Origin of the sequence: Halomonas sp. OfavH-34-E, from assembly GCF_024124525.1 — a bacterium.
Classification (GTDB): domain Bacteria; phylum Pseudomonadota; class Gammaproteobacteria; order Pseudomonadales; family Halomonadaceae; genus Halomonas; species Halomonas litopenaei.
In genome coordinates, this window is the sequence record NZ_JAMXRY010000027.1 from 15,645 (window position 1) to 31,285 (window position 15,641).

The 15,641-nt window shown below is 64.4% G+C and carries 14 protein-coding genes; 8 read left to right on the forward strand and 6 right to left on the reverse strand.

Annotation, left to right across the window (positions count from 1 at the left end; all coding sequences use genetic code 11):
* Positions 1–76: 76 nt before the first annotated feature.
* Positions 77–682: a cob(I)yrinic acid a,c-diamide adenosyltransferase gene (gene cobO / locus NH448_RS13055; RefSeq protein WP_045992569.1), complete on the reverse strand. Its 606-nt coding sequence runs from the start codon at positions 680–682 to the stop codon at positions 77–79.
* 78 nt (positions 683–760) lie between these two features.
* Positions 761–2,323, reverse strand: a complete 1,563-nt coding sequence (locus NH448_RS13060; protein WP_045992570.1) for a RimK family protein — start codon at positions 2,321–2,323, stop codon at positions 761–763.
* A gap of 317 nt (positions 2,324–2,640) precedes the next feature.
* On the opposite strand from NH448_RS13060, the gene NH448_RS13065 reads away from it, so the two are divergent.
* The 4 genes from NH448_RS13065 (at position 2,641) to pepN (ending at position 7,082) form a co-directional block, all read left to right on the forward strand.
* Positions 2,641–3,261 (forward strand): N-acetyltransferase, encoded by a 621-nt coding sequence (locus NH448_RS13065; RefSeq protein ID WP_071211107.1) that lies wholly within the window; start codon positions 2,641–2,643, stop codon positions 3,259–3,261.
* Between the two features lie 27 nt (positions 3,262–3,288).
* Positions 3,289–3,774 carry a YajQ family cyclic di-GMP-binding protein gene (locus NH448_RS13070; protein ID WP_045992571.1) on the forward strand — a complete coding sequence of 162 codons (486 nt, stop codon included), beginning with the start codon at positions 3,289–3,291 and terminating at the stop codon, positions 3,772–3,774.
* Between the two features lie 173 nt (positions 3,775–3,947).
* Positions 3,948–4,328, forward strand: coding sequence for a YbaN family protein (locus NH448_RS13075; RefSeq protein ID WP_239452539.1), 381 nt, complete (start codon positions 3,948–3,950; stop codon positions 4,326–4,328).
* A 120-nt stretch (positions 4,329–4,448) separates the two neighbouring features.
* A complete protein-coding gene (gene pepN, locus NH448_RS13080) occupies positions 4,449–7,082 on the forward strand; it encodes an aminopeptidase N (RefSeq protein ID WP_045992572.1) in 2,634 nt (877 codons plus the stop codon).
* A 112-nt stretch (positions 7,083–7,194) separates the two neighbouring features.
* Here the strand turns inward: pepN and NH448_RS13085 are convergent, their stop codons facing one another.
* Both NH448_RS13085 and NH448_RS13090 read right to left on the reverse strand, forming a co-directional pair.
* Complete coding sequence (locus NH448_RS13085; protein ID WP_253028872.1) at positions 7,195–7,482, reverse strand: hypothetical protein; 288 nt, start codon at positions 7,480–7,482, stop codon at positions 7,195–7,197.
* Positions 7,483–7,785: 303 nt separating this feature from the next.
* Positions 7,786–9,408 carry a cation:proton antiporter family protein gene (locus NH448_RS13090; protein WP_197037166.1) on the reverse strand — a complete coding sequence of 541 codons (1,623 nt, stop codon included), beginning with the start codon at positions 9,406–9,408 and terminating at the stop codon, positions 7,786–7,788.
* Between the two features lie 258 nt (positions 9,409–9,666).
* On the opposite strand from NH448_RS13090, the gene yegS reads away from it, so the two are divergent.
* The gene (gene yegS / locus NH448_RS13095) at positions 9,667–10,596 is read left to right on the forward strand and encodes a lipid kinase YegS (protein ID WP_045993797.1); all 930 of its coding nucleotides are present in this window, start codon (positions 9,667–9,669) and stop codon (positions 10,594–10,596) included.
* A gap of 448 nt (positions 10,597–11,044) precedes the next feature.
* Positions 11,045–11,605 (forward strand): hypothetical protein, encoded by a 561-nt coding sequence (locus NH448_RS13100; protein ID WP_052704433.1) that lies wholly within the window; start codon positions 11,045–11,047, stop codon positions 11,603–11,605.
* A gap of 286 nt (positions 11,606–11,891) precedes the next feature.
* On the opposite strand, the gene NH448_RS13105 is transcribed toward NH448_RS13100, so the two are convergent.
* Positions 11,892–12,098, reverse strand: coding sequence for a cold-shock protein (locus NH448_RS13105; protein ID WP_045993796.1), 207 nt, complete (start codon positions 12,096–12,098; stop codon positions 11,892–11,894).
* Between the two features lie 357 nt (positions 12,099–12,455).
* On the opposite strand from NH448_RS13105, the gene NH448_RS13110 reads away from it, so the two are divergent.
* Both NH448_RS13110 and NH448_RS13115 read left to right on the forward strand, forming a co-directional pair.
* A complete protein-coding gene (locus tag NH448_RS13110) occupies positions 12,456–12,881 on the forward strand; it encodes a TM2 domain-containing protein (protein WP_045993795.1) in 426 nt (141 codons plus the stop codon).
* Positions 12,881–13,534, forward strand: coding sequence for a LysE family translocator (locus tag NH448_RS13115; RefSeq protein ID WP_045993794.1), 654 nt, complete (start codon positions 12,881–12,883; stop codon positions 13,532–13,534). Before NH448_RS13110 ends, NH448_RS13115 begins: the two co-directional genes overlap by 1 nt.
* Positions 13,535–13,692: 158 nt before the next feature.
* On the opposite strand, the gene NH448_RS13120 is transcribed toward NH448_RS13115, so the two are convergent.
* Positions 13,693–15,636, reverse strand: coding sequence for a transglycosylase SLT domain-containing protein (locus tag NH448_RS13120; protein ID WP_045993793.1), 1,944 nt, complete (start codon positions 15,634–15,636; stop codon positions 13,693–13,695).
* Positions 15,637–15,641: the final 5 nt, after the last annotated feature.

Sequence of the window (15,641 nt, forward strand, 5' to 3'; positions counted from 1 at the left end):
GTGTCGTCGGGTCGAGCTGCTTTGGTGCCGCGAGGTGCCTATCGTCGCTCGCGGCGCTTGCTGGCGTCGGGTGTGCTCAGAAGTCGATGCCGCGGCGGGCCTTGAGGCCATTGGTGAAGCCGTGCTTGACCTCCTGCATCTCGGTCACGGTGTCGGCCATGGCAACCAGTTCGCGATGGGCGTTGCGCCCGGTGATGATGACCGTCTGCTCGGCAGGCCGGTTGGCGATGGCCGTGCGCACGGTGTCGATGTCCAGGTAGCCGAACTTGAGCATGTAGGTGATCTCGTCGAGCACCACCAGGTAGACCTCGGGATCGGCCAGCATGCGGCTGGCCTCCTGCCAGACCTCGCGGCATGCCTGGGTGTCCGACTCGCGATTCTGGGTATCCCAGGTGAAACCGGTGGCCATGATCGCCACCTCGAGGTTGTCGTCGGCCTCGAGACGGTCGCGTTCTCCGCACTCCCACAGTCCCTTGATGAACTGCACCACGCCCACCCGGTAGCCGTAACCCAGGGCGCGGGTGACGGTGCCCCAGGCGGCGGTGGTCTTGCCCTTGCCGTTGCCGGTAAACACCAGCATCAGCCCGCGCTCCTCGTCGGCGGCGGCGACCTTGGCGTCGACGTGGGACTTGAGCTTCTCCATGGCCTTCTTGTGTCGGGTGTTTCTGTCCTGCTCGCTCATGCCGGCTCCCGCTGTCTGGTGAAAAGCGCAGGGTAGCCGAGGCGGACGCCGGCGTCAGCCCGGATATGCCTTTCCGCCTCAGCCGGGATCATTGGCTGGAAGGCTCTGGCGTCCCGCCTGGGGCGAAGCCGTGTTAGCCGAGCGTGCCTGTCGGCGTGCCTCCATGCGCCTGGCGAAGACCTCCATCAGGCGATCGTAGAGCGCCGCACCCAGCACGCTGTCCTCGATGCCCGCATCGATGTTGGGATTGTCGTTGACCTCGATCACCAGCACACGGTCGCCGACCTGCTTGAGGTCGACACCGTAGAGGCCATTGCCGATCAGCCGGGTGGCCTTGAGCGCCGCACGCAGCACGGCGGCCGGCACCTCGTCGATGGGGTGGCTGCTGAAGCCGCCGCTGCGGGTGCGAGCACCGGAATGATCGTAGATCTGCCAATGGCCACGGGCCATGTAGTAGCGGCTGGCGAACAGCGGAGCACCGTCGAGCACGCCGATGCGCCAGTCGTATTCGGTAGGCAGCCATTCCTGCAGCAACAGCAGGTCCGAGCTCTTGAACAGGGTATCGGCTTCCCGCGCCAGCGATTCGCTGGACGTCACCTTGACGATGCCACGGGAGAAGGCGCCATCGGGGACCTTCAGCACCCTCGGGTAGCTGAGACCCTGCGTCTGCTCGAGGAGACGTGCTCTATCCGAACGCTTGAGCAACAGTCCCTCGGGAGCGGCGACCCCCCGGGTGCGAAGCAGTTCATGCAGATAGACCTTGTTGGTGCAGCGCAGAATGTCCTGGGGCGCGTCGATGACCACCAGGCCCTCGTGTTCGGCACGCCGGGCCATGCGCCAGGTGGGGTGGTCGAGGGCGGTGGTCTGGCGCAGAAACAGAGCGTCGAACTCGGCCAGCCGGGCGCTGTCACGATGGGTGATCAGCGAGACATTGATGCCCTGGCGCCGACCGGCGCGGATAAATTGCTTGAGCGCGCCCTTGTTGCTGGGCGGCAGGTGTTCTTCAGGGTCGATCAACATGGCCAGGTCGAAGCGATAGCGCCTCCGCGCCCTGGGGGTACGCCAGATCTTCAGCGAATGGCGATTGAGGGCGCGAGCGAAGGCGTCCTGCTCGTCTTCATGAAGCCGCCCAAGCGCAAGCGGACGCAGCCGCACCAGTCGATAGCCCTGGGCGGTGCGATTCAGGCGCGCCTCCATCAGCGGACAGGGCAGGCGCTCGAACAGGCGGCGGGCGACGCGTGCCAGCAGGGGCTCGACGCATTCGCCGAACAGCACCCTGAAATGGACGTCATCGCCGAGTCGCTCGACTGCAGCGGGCCGGCTCAGCTCATCGAGCAGCCCGGTAAGGCCCTCGAGCTGCATGTCGGTGGTCGACTTGCGGCGCAGGGAGTTGAGGGTATCGACACTGGGGATCACTCTGGCACCCCGCGCCTGGGCGAGCAGCGAGACATAGTAGCCTCGGCCCAGGTAGCCGAGGTCGGAGCACAGGTTGATGACCTGTGCGCTGGTGGCGCCCGAGGTGGCCTTGGCATCGGCGATGTCCGCGGCGTCGACATAGTGGTCGGCGTCGATCACATCGTCACTGGGGTGGTAGGGCTGCCAGTCGCGCTGGCGGTCGACAACGATACGCAGGGCGCACATCGCAAGAATTCCTCGGCAAGGGGCGAGATAGGGGCGAGACAAGGGGCGAAACTGGTACGAGACAATGGCGGAGCAAGGGTGAAGCAAGGCCGCAACAAGGTGATAGCCCGAAGCCGGAGGACACCGCACGAGTCGGGGTAGAGGTCAGGGCCGACGGTGGCAGGATGCGCCTGGGTTGGCGGCAAAGCAATACGGCAAGAAAGTGAAAAATATTCATTCTGTCGGCGGCTGACAGCGGCGTGTGGGCCAGACAGAATCAACAGATAACACACGTCGCCCGAGTCGGGCGTCGGGCTGCCGAGACGGGACCTCTCACTATGCCACTTGCCTTGCGTTCGGCCACCCCAAGCGATCTCGATGCCCTGGAAGGACTGGAGAGTCGCGGTTTTTCGGGGGACCGCTTCACTCGTCGCCAATTGCGCCACCTGCTCCAGCGCGCCCATGGGCTGACCCTGATCGCCGAGGACGCCACCGGCTCCGTTTTGCCGCTCGGCTACGGTACCTTGCTGTTTCGTCGCAACAGCCGCGCAGCGCGCCTCTATTCGCTGTGTGTGGCCCCCGAGGCGCGTGGCCAAGGAGTGGGAAAGGCCTTGCTCGAGGCGCTCGAGCGCGACGGGCGCAAGCGTGGCTGCGAGCGCATGACGCTGGAGGTGCGGGCCGACAATCGTGTTGCTCTCGGCCTCTATCGACGGGCGGGCTTTCGCCTGGCTTGCTGGCTCGACGACTACTATGAGGATGGCTGCGCCGCCTGGCGCATGGTCAAGGCGCTGGGCCTGTCTCGAGAGCAGCCTGCCGTCGTGCCTCAGGGTTCACCGTCCGTGGCAGCTCCAGCGACATCTTCTGCGCCGTCTTCTACACCACCTTCCGAGCCGTCCTCCGTGACATCCCGGGAGGACGCGGTAGTGACACCCTGCGGGTCGCCGTCGATGGTAGACTAGCGTTTTTGTCAGCGGAGCAGAGCGAGCATGCCCTCTTTCGATATTGTGTCCGAATTCGATCGCCACGAAGCCCAGAACGCCGTGGACCAGGCTAACCGTGAGGTTCAGGGGCGCTTTGACTTTCGCGGTGTCGACGCCGGTTTCGAGCTGTCCGATGAATCCGTGGCGTTGCACGCCGAGGTCGACTTCCAGCTCAAGCAGATGCTCGACATCCTGCGCAACAAGCTGATCGCCAGAAGCATCGACCCGCGCATCATGGACGTTCAGGACGCCGAGCTGTCCGGCGTCAAGGCGCGTCAGACGGTCGCCCTCAAGCAGGGGCTGGAGCAGAAGGAAGCCAAGGACATCGTCAAGCGCATCAAGGACTCGAAGCTCAAGGTCCAGGCCCAGATCCAGGGCGACAAGGTACGCGTGACCGGCAAGAAGCGCGATGACCTGCAAAGTGTGATGGCACTGCTGCGCGGTGATGAGGGCCCTGATCTGGCGCTGCAGTTCGACAATTTCCGCGACTGACGGATCGGCGGCTGACATGTCTCTGTTGCCGGCATCGTGAGGCGAGTGGCCCTGCGGATTCGGCAGGCTACTGGCCTGATAGCGGCGTCCGATTGGCCTCTTCGCACCTGCTGCGTTTCAATAAGTGAATTCTTGACCAATTGGCGTGGCGAGTGCGCCGCCGGAGTTCGCCCTTGATTTCCACCACCCGTCGCCTGGCCTGGCAGTTGCTGGCCTGGACCAGCTTTGCCCTCGGTGTCATCGGGGCCTTCGTGCCGCTGCTGCCCAGCACCTGCTTTCTGCTGGTGGCGGTGTGGGCGGCGTCGAAGGGGTCGCCGCGGTTCGCTCGCTGGATTCGCAGTCATCCTCGGTTCGGCCCTGCGGTGGTGGCCTGGGAAGAATCCGGTTCGATTCCCCGTCATGCCAAGTGGATGGCGCTGGCGATGCTGTCACTGTCGGTGGTGGTGCTGTTGATCACGGTGTCACTGTGGTGGTTGAAGCTTGGGTTGACCGTCATGCTGATCGGGATCGCCATCTGGATCGTGACCCGGCCCGAGCCCGCCTCCTCGTCCTGACGCCTGCCCTGATCCGTTTCGCCTGATGGTTCCGACGTGCTCCGGGTCGCGCCGGTTCTTTGAGCCCGGCACGTCCGTACCCGTACAATATCGACGACTTTTCTGATTGGAGCATCCCCGATGTCCGACCCCCAGCCGATCCATCTGAGCGACTATCGTCCGCCGGCCTACCTTGTCTCACGCACCGAGTTGACCTTCGACCTGGCGCCTGGCGCCACCCGCGTCAAGGCACGCCTGCATCTGGAGCGTCATCCCGAGCGCGAGGCGGGTGCACCGCTTTGGCTGGATGGCGAGCAGCTTTCGCTCAAGGCCATCGCCATCGATGGCCAGCCGCTGGAGGAAGGCGAGTACGAACTGACCCGCAAGGGACTGTCGATTACCGGTGCGCCGGAGGCGTTTGTTCTGGACACCGAGGTCGAGATCTCGCCCGAGGACAATACCGCGCTATCCGGCCTCTACCGTTCCGGTGGCATGTTCTGCACCCAGTGCGAAGCCGAAGGGTTCCGCCGCATCACCTTCTACCCGGACCGCCCGGACGTGATGGCGACCTTCTCGACCACCGTGATCGGCGACCTGACCCGCGAGCCGGTGTTGCTGTCCAACGGCAATCCGGTGGAGCGGGGTGAGCTGCCGGATGGCCGCCACTTCGTGACCTGGGACGATCCTCATCCCAAGCCCGCCTACCTGTTTGCGCTGGTGGCCGGTGACCTGAAGAAGGTCGAGGACCGCTTTACCACCATGAGCGGCCGCGACGTCACCCTGCAGATCTGGGTCGAGGAAGAAAACCTCGACAAGACCGACCACGCCATGGGCTCACTCAAGCGTGCCATGCGCTGGGATGAAGAGGCCTACGGTCGCGAGTACGACCTGGACCTGTTCATGATCGTGGCGGTCAATGATTTCAACATGGGCGCCATGGAGAACAAGGGGCTCAACATCTTCAACTCGGCGGCGGTGCTGACCCACCCCAACACCGCCACCGACGCTGCCTTCCAGCGAGTCGAGGGAATCGTCGCCCACGAGTACTTCCATAACTGGTCGGGCAACCGCGTTACCTGCCGTGACTGGTTCCAGCTGTCGTTGAAGGAAGGCTTCACCGTCTTTCGCGATCAGAGCTTCTCGGCCGAGGTCAATTCCGCGCCGGTCAAGCGCATCGAGGAAGTGTCGTTCTTCCGCACCGCCCAGTTCGCCGAGGACGCAGGCCCCACAGCGCATCCGATTCGCCCCGACTCCTACATCGAGATCGGCAACTTCTACACCCTGACCATCTACGAGAAGGGTGCCGAGGTGGTGCGGATGCTGTCCAACCTGGTGGGGCCGGAGACCTTCCGCAAGGGCTCGGATCTGTACTTCTCGCGCTTCGACGGGCAGGCGGTCACCATCGAGGACTTCGTCGACTGCATGGCCGAGGTGTCCGGGCAGGATCTCGAGCAGTTCATGCGCTGGTACTCCCAGGCGGGTACGCCGGAGATCGACGCCTTCGGGGAATACGACTACGCCAACTCCCGCTACCGCCTGATCCTGCGTCAGCGCACGCCGGCCACCCCCGGCCAGCCGGAGAAACAGGCACTGCATATCCCCATTCGCCTGGGCCTGGTCGGCACCAAGAGCGGCCGCGACCTGTCGATGACCCTGGACGGCGAGAGCCTGGGTAGAGACGCCGTGATTCATCTGCGTGAAGACGAGCAGGAATTCATCTTCACCGATATCGAAGAGGCGCCGGTGCCCTCGCTGCTGCGCGGGTTCTCGGCGCCGGTCAAGCTGTCCTTCCCCTATTCGCGGGAGGATCTGGCCTTCCTGATGGCCCACGACAGCGATGGCTTCAACCGCTGGGACGCCGGCCAGCGGCTGACCCTGCTGGCACTCGATGATCTTATCGCGGCCCACCGCAATGGCGTCGAGAAGGTCATGGATACGCGTCTGGTCGAGGCCTTCCGTGCACTGATCGAGGAAGGCAATGACGACAAGGCGGTGCTGGCCGAGATGCTGCAACTGCCGAGCGAAGCCTACATCGCCGAACAGCAGCCGCTGGTCGACGTGGACGCCATCCACGCCGCACGCACCTTCATCCAGCAGTCGCTGGCGCAAGAGCTGCGTGACGAACTGCTGGCACTGTATCGCGACAACCAGAGCGACGCCGCCTACGCGCCGACGCCCGAGCAGATCGGCCAGCGCGCCCTGAAGAATGTCGCGCTGTCCTACCTGATGAGCATCGAGGACGAGGTGGCGATCGAGCTGGCCCAGGCCCAGTTCGAGGCCGACCACAACATGACCGACGTGCGCCAAGCGTTGACCCTGCTGGTCCACAGTAGCCGCTCGGATATCGCCGATCCGGCACTCAAGGCCTTCGGGCGCAAGTGGTCCCACGATCCGCTGGTGATGGACCAGTGGTTCAGCCTGCAGGTGACCCGTCCCCAGGCGGACGCCCTGGATCGGGTGCGCTATCTGATGGAGCACCCGGCCTTCTCGCTGAAGAACCCCAACAAGGTGCGCGCGTTGATCGGTGCCTTTGCCGGGCAGAACCGGGTCAACTTCCACCGCCTGGATGGCGAAGGCTATCGCCTGCTGGCCGACGTGGTGATCGAGTTGAACCGGCTGAACCCCGAGATCGCCGCACGCATCATCACGCCGCTGACCCGCTGGCAGCGCTTCGACGAGGCTCGCCAGGCGCTGATGCGCGCCGAGCTGGAGCGCATCCGTGGCGAGGAACTCTCGCCCAACGTCTACGAGATCGTGGAAAAGGCGCTAGCCTGATGTAGCGACGACGATCGCTGCTGGAGCCACCGTCATGAATGCCAACGCCGCCCCTCGGGGCGGCGTTGTGCTGTGTGCTACCGGCTCGGCTGGCCTTGAAGCCCGTCCCGCTTCAGGGCAGCAGCATGCCTAGGGTCAAGAGGCCCAGCAGAGCCCACAGCAGGGCGGCGATGGGGGAGCCTGTGAGGATCGCGCGCAGCCCCCGCCAAAGAAAGAAAAGGCCCAGCACCAGCAGCGCCAGGGTGAAGAAGGTCGGTGCGATGCCCAGCGAGCGAGACAGGCCGTCGATAAAGCCGGCGGCGGCGTCATCGATACTGTTGAAGAAGGTGCCCAGGGTATCGACCACAAAGCGAATCAGGGTGCCAAGGGCCTCGCCCAGCCAGGTAAAGACGTCTTCCACCGCCATGCATCCTTGTCGTGGAGCTTGCAAAGGGCCTCGGCGCGCGCCTTGAGCACGAGCCTTGGCCATGGGAGCCCCGAGTATCCGCATCCGACCTGTCCACGGCAAGCCCCGTGGCCGAGCGCGTCTGGGTGTTGCACAGGTCTGCGCGCGCCACTTGCTAGGGCTTGTCTGAAAAGTGCCTGCGCTCGGTAATACGGCGTTAAAAATCGGATCAAAATGCTCATTTACACCCCGTAAACTGCGCTGTCTCACCGATTTTTGCCTTGTCTAACCTTCGCTCGTCGACTTTTCGGACAGCGCCTAGCCGAGTTGTTCGGTACGCGAGATGATTCCCGCTTCCTCCGCCGCGCTGTCGGCCAGGGCGCGGCCGGCCTCGTCGTAGACGTGGTAGACCGCGTGGGCGCCCAGTTCGCGGATGGTGTCGATCTCCTCCAGGTACTCGACCACGGCGGTGATCTTGCCCGGGAAGTGGCGGCTTCGCAGCTGCTTCAAGGCGAACAGGTTACCGGCATGGTGGGGCATCGCCAGCACCACCAGTTCTACCTGAGAGGACATCAGCATCTTGTCCCAGAAGTCCGAGTCCACGGCATCGCCCTCGACGATATTGAAGCCCTTGTCGGCCAGCATCTTCACGCTCTTGGGATTGGAGTCGACCCCCAGCACCTTGAGTCCATACTCCTTGGTCAGGCGACGGTAGACGCTGCGACCGATACGGCCCATGCCCAGCACCACCGCTTCGGCGTCGCCGACCTCGATGGGGCGGTCGCTGGGGGATAGCGACGCCTCGTCGACCGGTGGCAGGCGTGGCTCGAGCCAGCGGTAGAACTGCTCGCTGACGGCATTGAGGATCGCCGATACCACGAAGCTCAGCGCGACCGCGAGCGACACCACCACCAGCCACTGCGGCGCCAGCCAGCCGCTGGATACCGCGATGGCGCCGACGATCAGACCGAACTCGGAATAGTTGCTCAGGCTGAGGGTGGCCAGCACCGAGGTACGGTGGCGCATGCCGAAACGCATCAGAATAAGCTGGTAGAGCAGGCTCTTCAGCGGCAGCAGCGCCACCAGCAGCAGGGCGATGCCGAACAGCGACCAGCTGGGCAGGGCGGTAAGGCCGATGCTCAGAAAGAAGCCGACCAGCAGCAGTTCCTTGATATTGAACATCGAGCGCGACAGCGTCTGGGCGGCGGGGTGGGGCGCCAGCAGCATGCCGATGATCAGCGCACCGAGATCCCCCTTGACGCCGACCGCCTCGAACAGGCCGTAGCCCAGCACCAGGGCCATCACCACGCCACACAGCATCTGCATCTCGCCGTGGCCCATGCGGTCGAGCAGCCGCCGCAGCAACGGCGCCAGCGGCAGCAGCGCGAACAGGCCCAGGGCCCAGGGGCTCGGCAGCTTGCCGGTGGAGGCGGTGAGAAAGATCACCGCAAACAGGTCCTGCATGATCAGGATACCGATGGCCAGGCGTCCGTAGGCCGCATGGGTCTCGCTTCGCTTTTCGAGGACCTTGACCACGAAGACGGTACTGGAGAAGGACAGGGCGAACGCCAGCACCAGCAGCGTCGTCAGGTCGAGTCCAGCGAGTAGACCGTTGGGTGACGTCAGCCAGCCGAGGGTGACGATCGCCTTCAGGACAGCCAGAATACCTACGAACAGCACGACGCTTGCCAGCATATGCAGGCTGGCGCCTCCCCAGACGTCCGGGCGCAGCAGGGTCTTGACGTTGAGCTTGAGACCGATGGTAAACAGCATCAGGGTGACGCCAAGGTGGGCGATCAGCGTCAGGACCGGCGTTTCGTCGTAGCCGAGAGCATTGAGGATGAAGCCACCGGCGAGAAAACCCACCAAGGGTGGTAGTCTGAGGGCCATGGCGGCCAGGCCTGAAACAAAGGCGGTCAGCACAAAAATTGGTTCAATCATGCAGGAACTCGGTCGCAAAGGGGGGCGTGTCTTGATCAATTGTAAGGGAAATACGGGTCAAGTCAGCGCTATGGCTGCGATTGTGCCCGTCCCGCAACAGCATAGGTGCGGCGTCGGCAGCAGGACGTGGCTGGAGGCCGGCAGGTATCGGATCGCCGCTGCGGGCCTCCATGCCGGGGGAAGGATGTGATGAAATAGGCGCCGCACAGGGAGGATGTGCGACTTTCATGAACCTCATGTGAAAAAGGAAGCGTCAGGATGACCCAGCCGCCGGGCACCAATCGGCTGATCCTCAACGGACAATCGGCGCAATTGCCGGAAGTGCGAAGCGCTGTCTTCGCCTGTCGGCGAGGCGGCCTCGATGTCGATGTGCGTGTCACCTGGGAAAAGGGCGACGGCGAACGCCAGGCCACCCAGGCTGGACGCGATCGGGTCAAGCGGGTCATCGCCGGCGGTGGTGACGGTACCGTGCATGAGGTGGTCAACGGGCTGATGCAGTTGCCGCGCGAAGAGCGTCCGGAGCTTGCCATCATGCCGTTGGGCAGCGCCAATGACCTGGCCAAGTCCCTGGGCCTGCCGCTCGGCCAGGCAGCGTCGCTGGACGCCGCCTGTCGTCTGCCCAGCCGCTGGGTGGATGTGCCAAGGATGAACGATCGCTATTTCATCAACATGGCCACCGGAGGTTTCGGTGCCGAGATCACCACATCGACGCCGAAGCCACTCAAGCGCTTGATGGGCGGGGGAGCCTACTCGGTGTTCGGTGCCTTCAAGGCCTGGCGCTATCAGCTCTACCAGGGCCACCTGGCCTGGGATGGCGGGGAGAGTCGAGCGGGCATCTTTCTGCTGGGTATCGGCAATGGCATCCAGGCAGGTGGCGGTCAGCAGTTGACGCCGGCGGCGCGACTGGACGACGGCCTGTTCGACGTGCTGCTGGTGCGTGACTTCCGCTCGCTGCGCCAGCTTCGGGCGATGATGCAGGAACTGCGGGCCAGGCCCTACCATGGGCAGTACGTCGACGCCTTTCGCAGCGCCTGGTTGCGCTTTGAAGCCGATGGCGAGGCGCGCCTGCCGCTGACGCTGGACGGCGAAGCCTGCTATCAGCGCGCGTTCGAGGCCCGGGTCATGCCGTTGGCGCTGCGTCTGACCATGCCCGACAGCTGTCGAATGGCCTCACCCCGAGGAGAATGATCAGGGCGGGAGCCGCCATAGACGTCGCCCGATAGGCGAGATTGCGGCGTGCTGCAGCGCCAACGCAAGTTGCGTGGCCGGGGTGGCTTTGTTGCAATAGCGCGCGATCAATCATGGAGATTGGGCGCATGGACAAAGGCTTTATGGAGAGAAGACGATGGCAATGACCCCTCGAATGGCGGCGGCCCTGGTGGCGCTGAGCGTACCGCTGTGGCTGGTTGGGTGTGATGGCGAGGAGCCCCCGGCGTCTCAGAGTGAGCCTTCAGCTGCTCAGGAAGAGCCGTCAACGACTGACGAGGAGCCTTCAGCTACTGAGGAAGAGCCTTCAGCTACTGAGGAAGAGCCTTCAGCTACTGAGGAAGAGCCTTCAGCGACTCAGCAAGAGCCCTCAGCTACTGACGAAGAGCCCTCAGCGACTCAACAACAGCCATCCGATTCCGAGAGCGGGATGTCCGCAGCCCAGTCAGAGTCATCGAGTGAAGCGGCGTCGAGCGGGGCCGACGGGGCGCAGAGCAACAGTGACGCCGATGGGGCCGATGTAGACCTCGGCAGCAGTGCCACCGACACCCTGGAGCAGGGCCAGGCGCTGCCGGGGGAAAGCACCGAGTCAGATGTCGATGCCATCCTCGAGGAGACCGAGCGTCGCTTCGAGGAAGCGCAACGCAAGATCGACGAGACCTATAAGCAGGCCGAGGCAACGAGCGCTACCCAAGGCACACCGGACAGTGAAGGGCAGCAGAGCGACGCAGGCGGCGGAGAAGCCTCGGCGCCCTCGGTGCCGGACCCTGTCGAGGAACCGGTGCAACTCGAGGGATCGAGCGAGGAGGTCGACGCCATCCTTCAGGAAACCGAACGCCGGTTCGAGGAAGCCAAGCGCAAGATCGACGAGACCTTCGAGCAGGCCGAGCGCCAGGTCCCCGAGGAGGTGCCCGCCGACGCGGACGCGTCCTTCGATGCCGACGTCAACGCCGAAGGCGACGTCGAGACCCGTACCGACAACGCGCCCTGAGCCAGTATTGGCAGGGCATCAGGTCCGGGTGGCTTAGTCATTCATGGCTTAGTCATGGCTTAGTCATGGGCCCAAGGCTTGCAGGCAAGCTCTTACGGCATCCGATCGGCCCCCCGGCAGGCTCTGCCGACCAACAAGAAAGGCCCACCGTATGGTGGGCCTTCTTGTCGCATGATCGAGGATTGTCACAACTTGCGGCAATCCTGCTCAAGCGCTGTTGCTTCACGGGGTGGCTAGATCACCTTGAATGCGATCTCCCCGTGACAAGGTCAGACAGGCACTAGGCTCAGTCGGCGACCTTGATGTTGGAGGCCTGAAGGCCTTTCTTGCCCTGAGTCACCTCGAAGGAGACCTTCTGGCCGTCCTGCAGGGACTTGAAGCCTTCAGCCTGAATCTCGGAGAAGTGGGCGAACAGGTCGTCTCCGCCGTCGTCCGGAGAGATGAAGCCGTAGCCCTTGGTATCGTTGAACCACTTGACAGTGCCAGTTGCCATTGTCGATTTCCTTAACTCGCTAAATGATGGTGCAGGCTCAACCACCCGGGGAGCTTTTCTCCCGTCGTGTGGTCTGAACCCTGTTGCGTGGGCATGACAAGAAAGAAGGGCGCATTGCGTGTTTCGACAATAGAGCGATCGAACTACCACTGCTGACGTTTCTACTTGCTGTCCTACGCTGCGGTCGAGTTCGCGATTCCGATTACCCGGGAAACGACACCTCTGGTGTCGACCACCCCTGGCAGGCGAGAATGGCTTACCTCGACTCGCCAAGTTACTGTAGATCGAAAGGCCAGCAGCGTCCAGCCGGACGCCCGTTGCTGCCTCTTAACGGAAAAGATGACACAAGGAATTCACATGACTGCCCCCGTGATCCATAGCGACGATACCCACTCCAAGGTGGTGGGCTACCTGTTGTGGCTGTTCGGTTTCCTCGGCGCCCACCGGTTCTATTACGGCAAGCCGGTGACCGGCACCATCTGGTTTCTGACCCTCGGACTGTTCTTCATCGGCTGGATCATCGACCTGTTCTTGATCCCGAGCATGGATCGCGAGGCCGACCTGCGGTTCCGCGGTGGTCCCACCAACTACACCCTGGCCTGGGTGCTGCTGACCTTCCTCGGGGTATTCGGCCTGCACCGTTTCTACATGGGCAAATGGGTGACCGGCATCATCTATCTGCTCACCGGTGGTCTGTTCTTGATCGGTATCCTCTACGACTTCTGGACGCTCAACGACCAGATTTCGCTGAAACACTCCGATAGCCTCGAGTCCGTGCGCTGATGGAAGGCTGGATCGATGCCCAGTTGCTGGGCTTCGTGGTGGCGATCACGCTGTTGAGCGTCACTCCCGGGGTCGACACCTTGCTGGTGATTCGCAACACCGCTCGGGGCGGATTGCGCGACGGTGTGCTGACCAGCCTGGCGATCTGTTCGGGGCTGTTCGTCCACGCCACCATCTCCGCCCTGGGGGTATCGCTGATCCTGCTGCAGTCGGCCTGGGCGTTTTCGGCGTTGAAGATGATCGGGGCCGGCTACCTGGCCTGGCTGGGAGTCGCCAGCCTGCGTCAGGCCTGGGCCGGCAAGGGGCTCGCGGTGTCGGCGGCGAGTGGCGCCCGCCGCCAGCGCGTGTCGCCGTGGCGGCCGCTGCGCGAGGGGTTGCTGTCCAACGTGCTCAATCCCAAGACGGTGGTGTTCTACATGGCCTTTCTGCCTCAGTTCATCGCCCCCACGGATCCGGCCTTGCTGAAGTCCCTGTGGCTTGCCGGTATCCACTTCGTGATTGCCAACCTGTGGCAGATCCTGGTCGCGGTATTGGTGGGCAGCGCCAGCCACTGGCTCGCTCGGCCGGCGTTCTCGCGCGTGCTCAACGGCTTGACCGGCGGTGTGCTGGTGGCGTTCGGGGTCAAGCTGGCGTTGACGCGGGCGCCGTCCTGAGCCGACGCGATCGGCGCGGAGGCCAATAGCCCGAGACACAGGCCAGCGAAGCTACCGCAAAAAACCGGACCTCGACAGCAAGAACCCCCGACCACAGGCCGGGGGTTCTTGCTTTCCGAGGCGATCTCACCTCATCGACGTGCCGGGGCTCCGCCACATCATCGACGTACCATGGAACCGTCGTAGCGGGAGCTCTTCTCGGCCGCTGTCAGCACCTGTACGCCCTGGGTCGAGCCCTGGGCCAGGCTCTCGAACACTACCCGGTACTCGAGCACCGCGCGCACATAGCGGCGGGTTTCCTTGAAGGGGATCTCCTCGACGAACAGGTCGAATTCGCCCGGCGCGCGGGCAAGCCAGGTGTCGACCCGGTGGGGGCCGGCGTTGTAGGCCGCCGCCGCGGCGATACGGTTGCCGCCGTAGCGCGCGATCATGTCACGGATATAGGTGCTGCCCAGACGAATGTTGGTGGCCGGGTCGAGTACGCCGTAGGGTCCAGGATCACCGATGCCCACCTGGCGTCCCACCAGCGCGGCGGTACCCGGCATCAACTGCATCAGGCCCCTGGCCCCGGCGGGTGATAGCGCCTCGGGGTTGTAGGCGCTCTCGCGACGGGCGATCCCCATCAGCAGGTAGGGGTCGACGTTGTTGGCCTGGCCCCAGCGGCGGAAGTCCTCCCGGTAGGCTTCGGGAAAGCGCCAGGGCAGGGCGTCGAGCATCTTGCCGACGATGGTCGTCTGCACCAGGCGTACGTGCCAACCGCGTCCTGCGGCGTAGTCCGCCAGGCGCCGGGCATCGGTGGGGCCTGCGCTGCGTACCGCATGATTCCACTCGAGGTTGGCAAGCCCTTCCTGTCCGACGCGCAGCAGCGCCTCGGTGCGACGCACCGTCGGCCAGCCGGCGACCTGCGCGCGCTCGGCCTCGCTGAAACGCGTGTCTTCCATGTTGAGATCGTAGGGCTGGCCAAGGCGGTCGGCGGCGACGAAGCCGAAGAAGTCGCGTTGACCCGCTGCCCGGGCGTAGGCGGCCTGCGCGTCTGCCTGCTGCCCGCGCAGGGCCAGCGCGCGGCCCAGCCAGTATTGCCAGCGCGCCTTGGCCTGGGTCTCGGCGGGCATGATGCCAACGGTCCGCTCGACGGCGGCCCAGTCGCGATCGCGGATGGCCAGGCGTGCACGCAGTTCGAACACCTCCGGATCCTGCTGGCCGGCCAGGGCGCCGTCGATCCAGCCGAGCAGGCTGCGCTGGTCGCGGCGCAGGGCGTAATAGATGATCTCGCGCTCCAGCGCCTGGCGAGACTGGGCCGGCAGGCTCACATTGCCGGAGACCTGCTGCCAGGCGGACAGCGCCGCCGCCGGGGATGACTCTGCAGTGGCGATGATGGCGGCCCGCACAAAGGAGGCGGTGCCGGCGCAGTTGGGGCCGACGCAGCGCGCTACGCTTGCCAGCCGCGACGGATTGGCGGCCACGCTTTGCTGTGCTGCTGCAGCGGAGCTCCAGGCGGGTCCCAATTGACGGCCAAGATAACTGACCAGTCCGTCTTCGCCGTTTTCCCAGGCCAGCATCATGCGCTCGAAGATTTCCGTGCCACCGATCTCGCCGCGGGCGCGCAGGGTGGAGAATAGGGAGTCGCAGGCATCCGGCTGGGAGCGACCCACCAGCCATAGTTCGCGGCCGCCCTGAGCGGCGACGGCGGGGCTCTGACCCAGTTGCGCGGTGTAGTAGTAGCACTGCTCGGCGGTGGTCTCGGGAACGCCGCCGGCGACGGCCAGCAGGTCGCCGTAGCGCCCGGCCTTGCCGTAGCGCAGGATGGCCTGCTCACGCATCCAGTCACCCAGCGGTGCATCGGCATTGGCCGAGATGTAGCTGAGAACTTCCTGAGGGCTGGCGTTGGGCAGGCGGTCGCGCAGACGATAGTACGCCACATAGCCGGCCAGTTCGTGGCCACGAATGGCGGCGTCGTTGATGTTGTGGAAGTTGCCGCTACGGGCGGCTTCCAGGGCGCTGCGCATGGCGCCGTCACTGCCCTGGGCGGTAGCCGTCAATGGCATGCACAGTGCCGTGGCTGCCACCAGCGGCACGAGGCGACGAAACAAGGCGAATGGCATGGAGA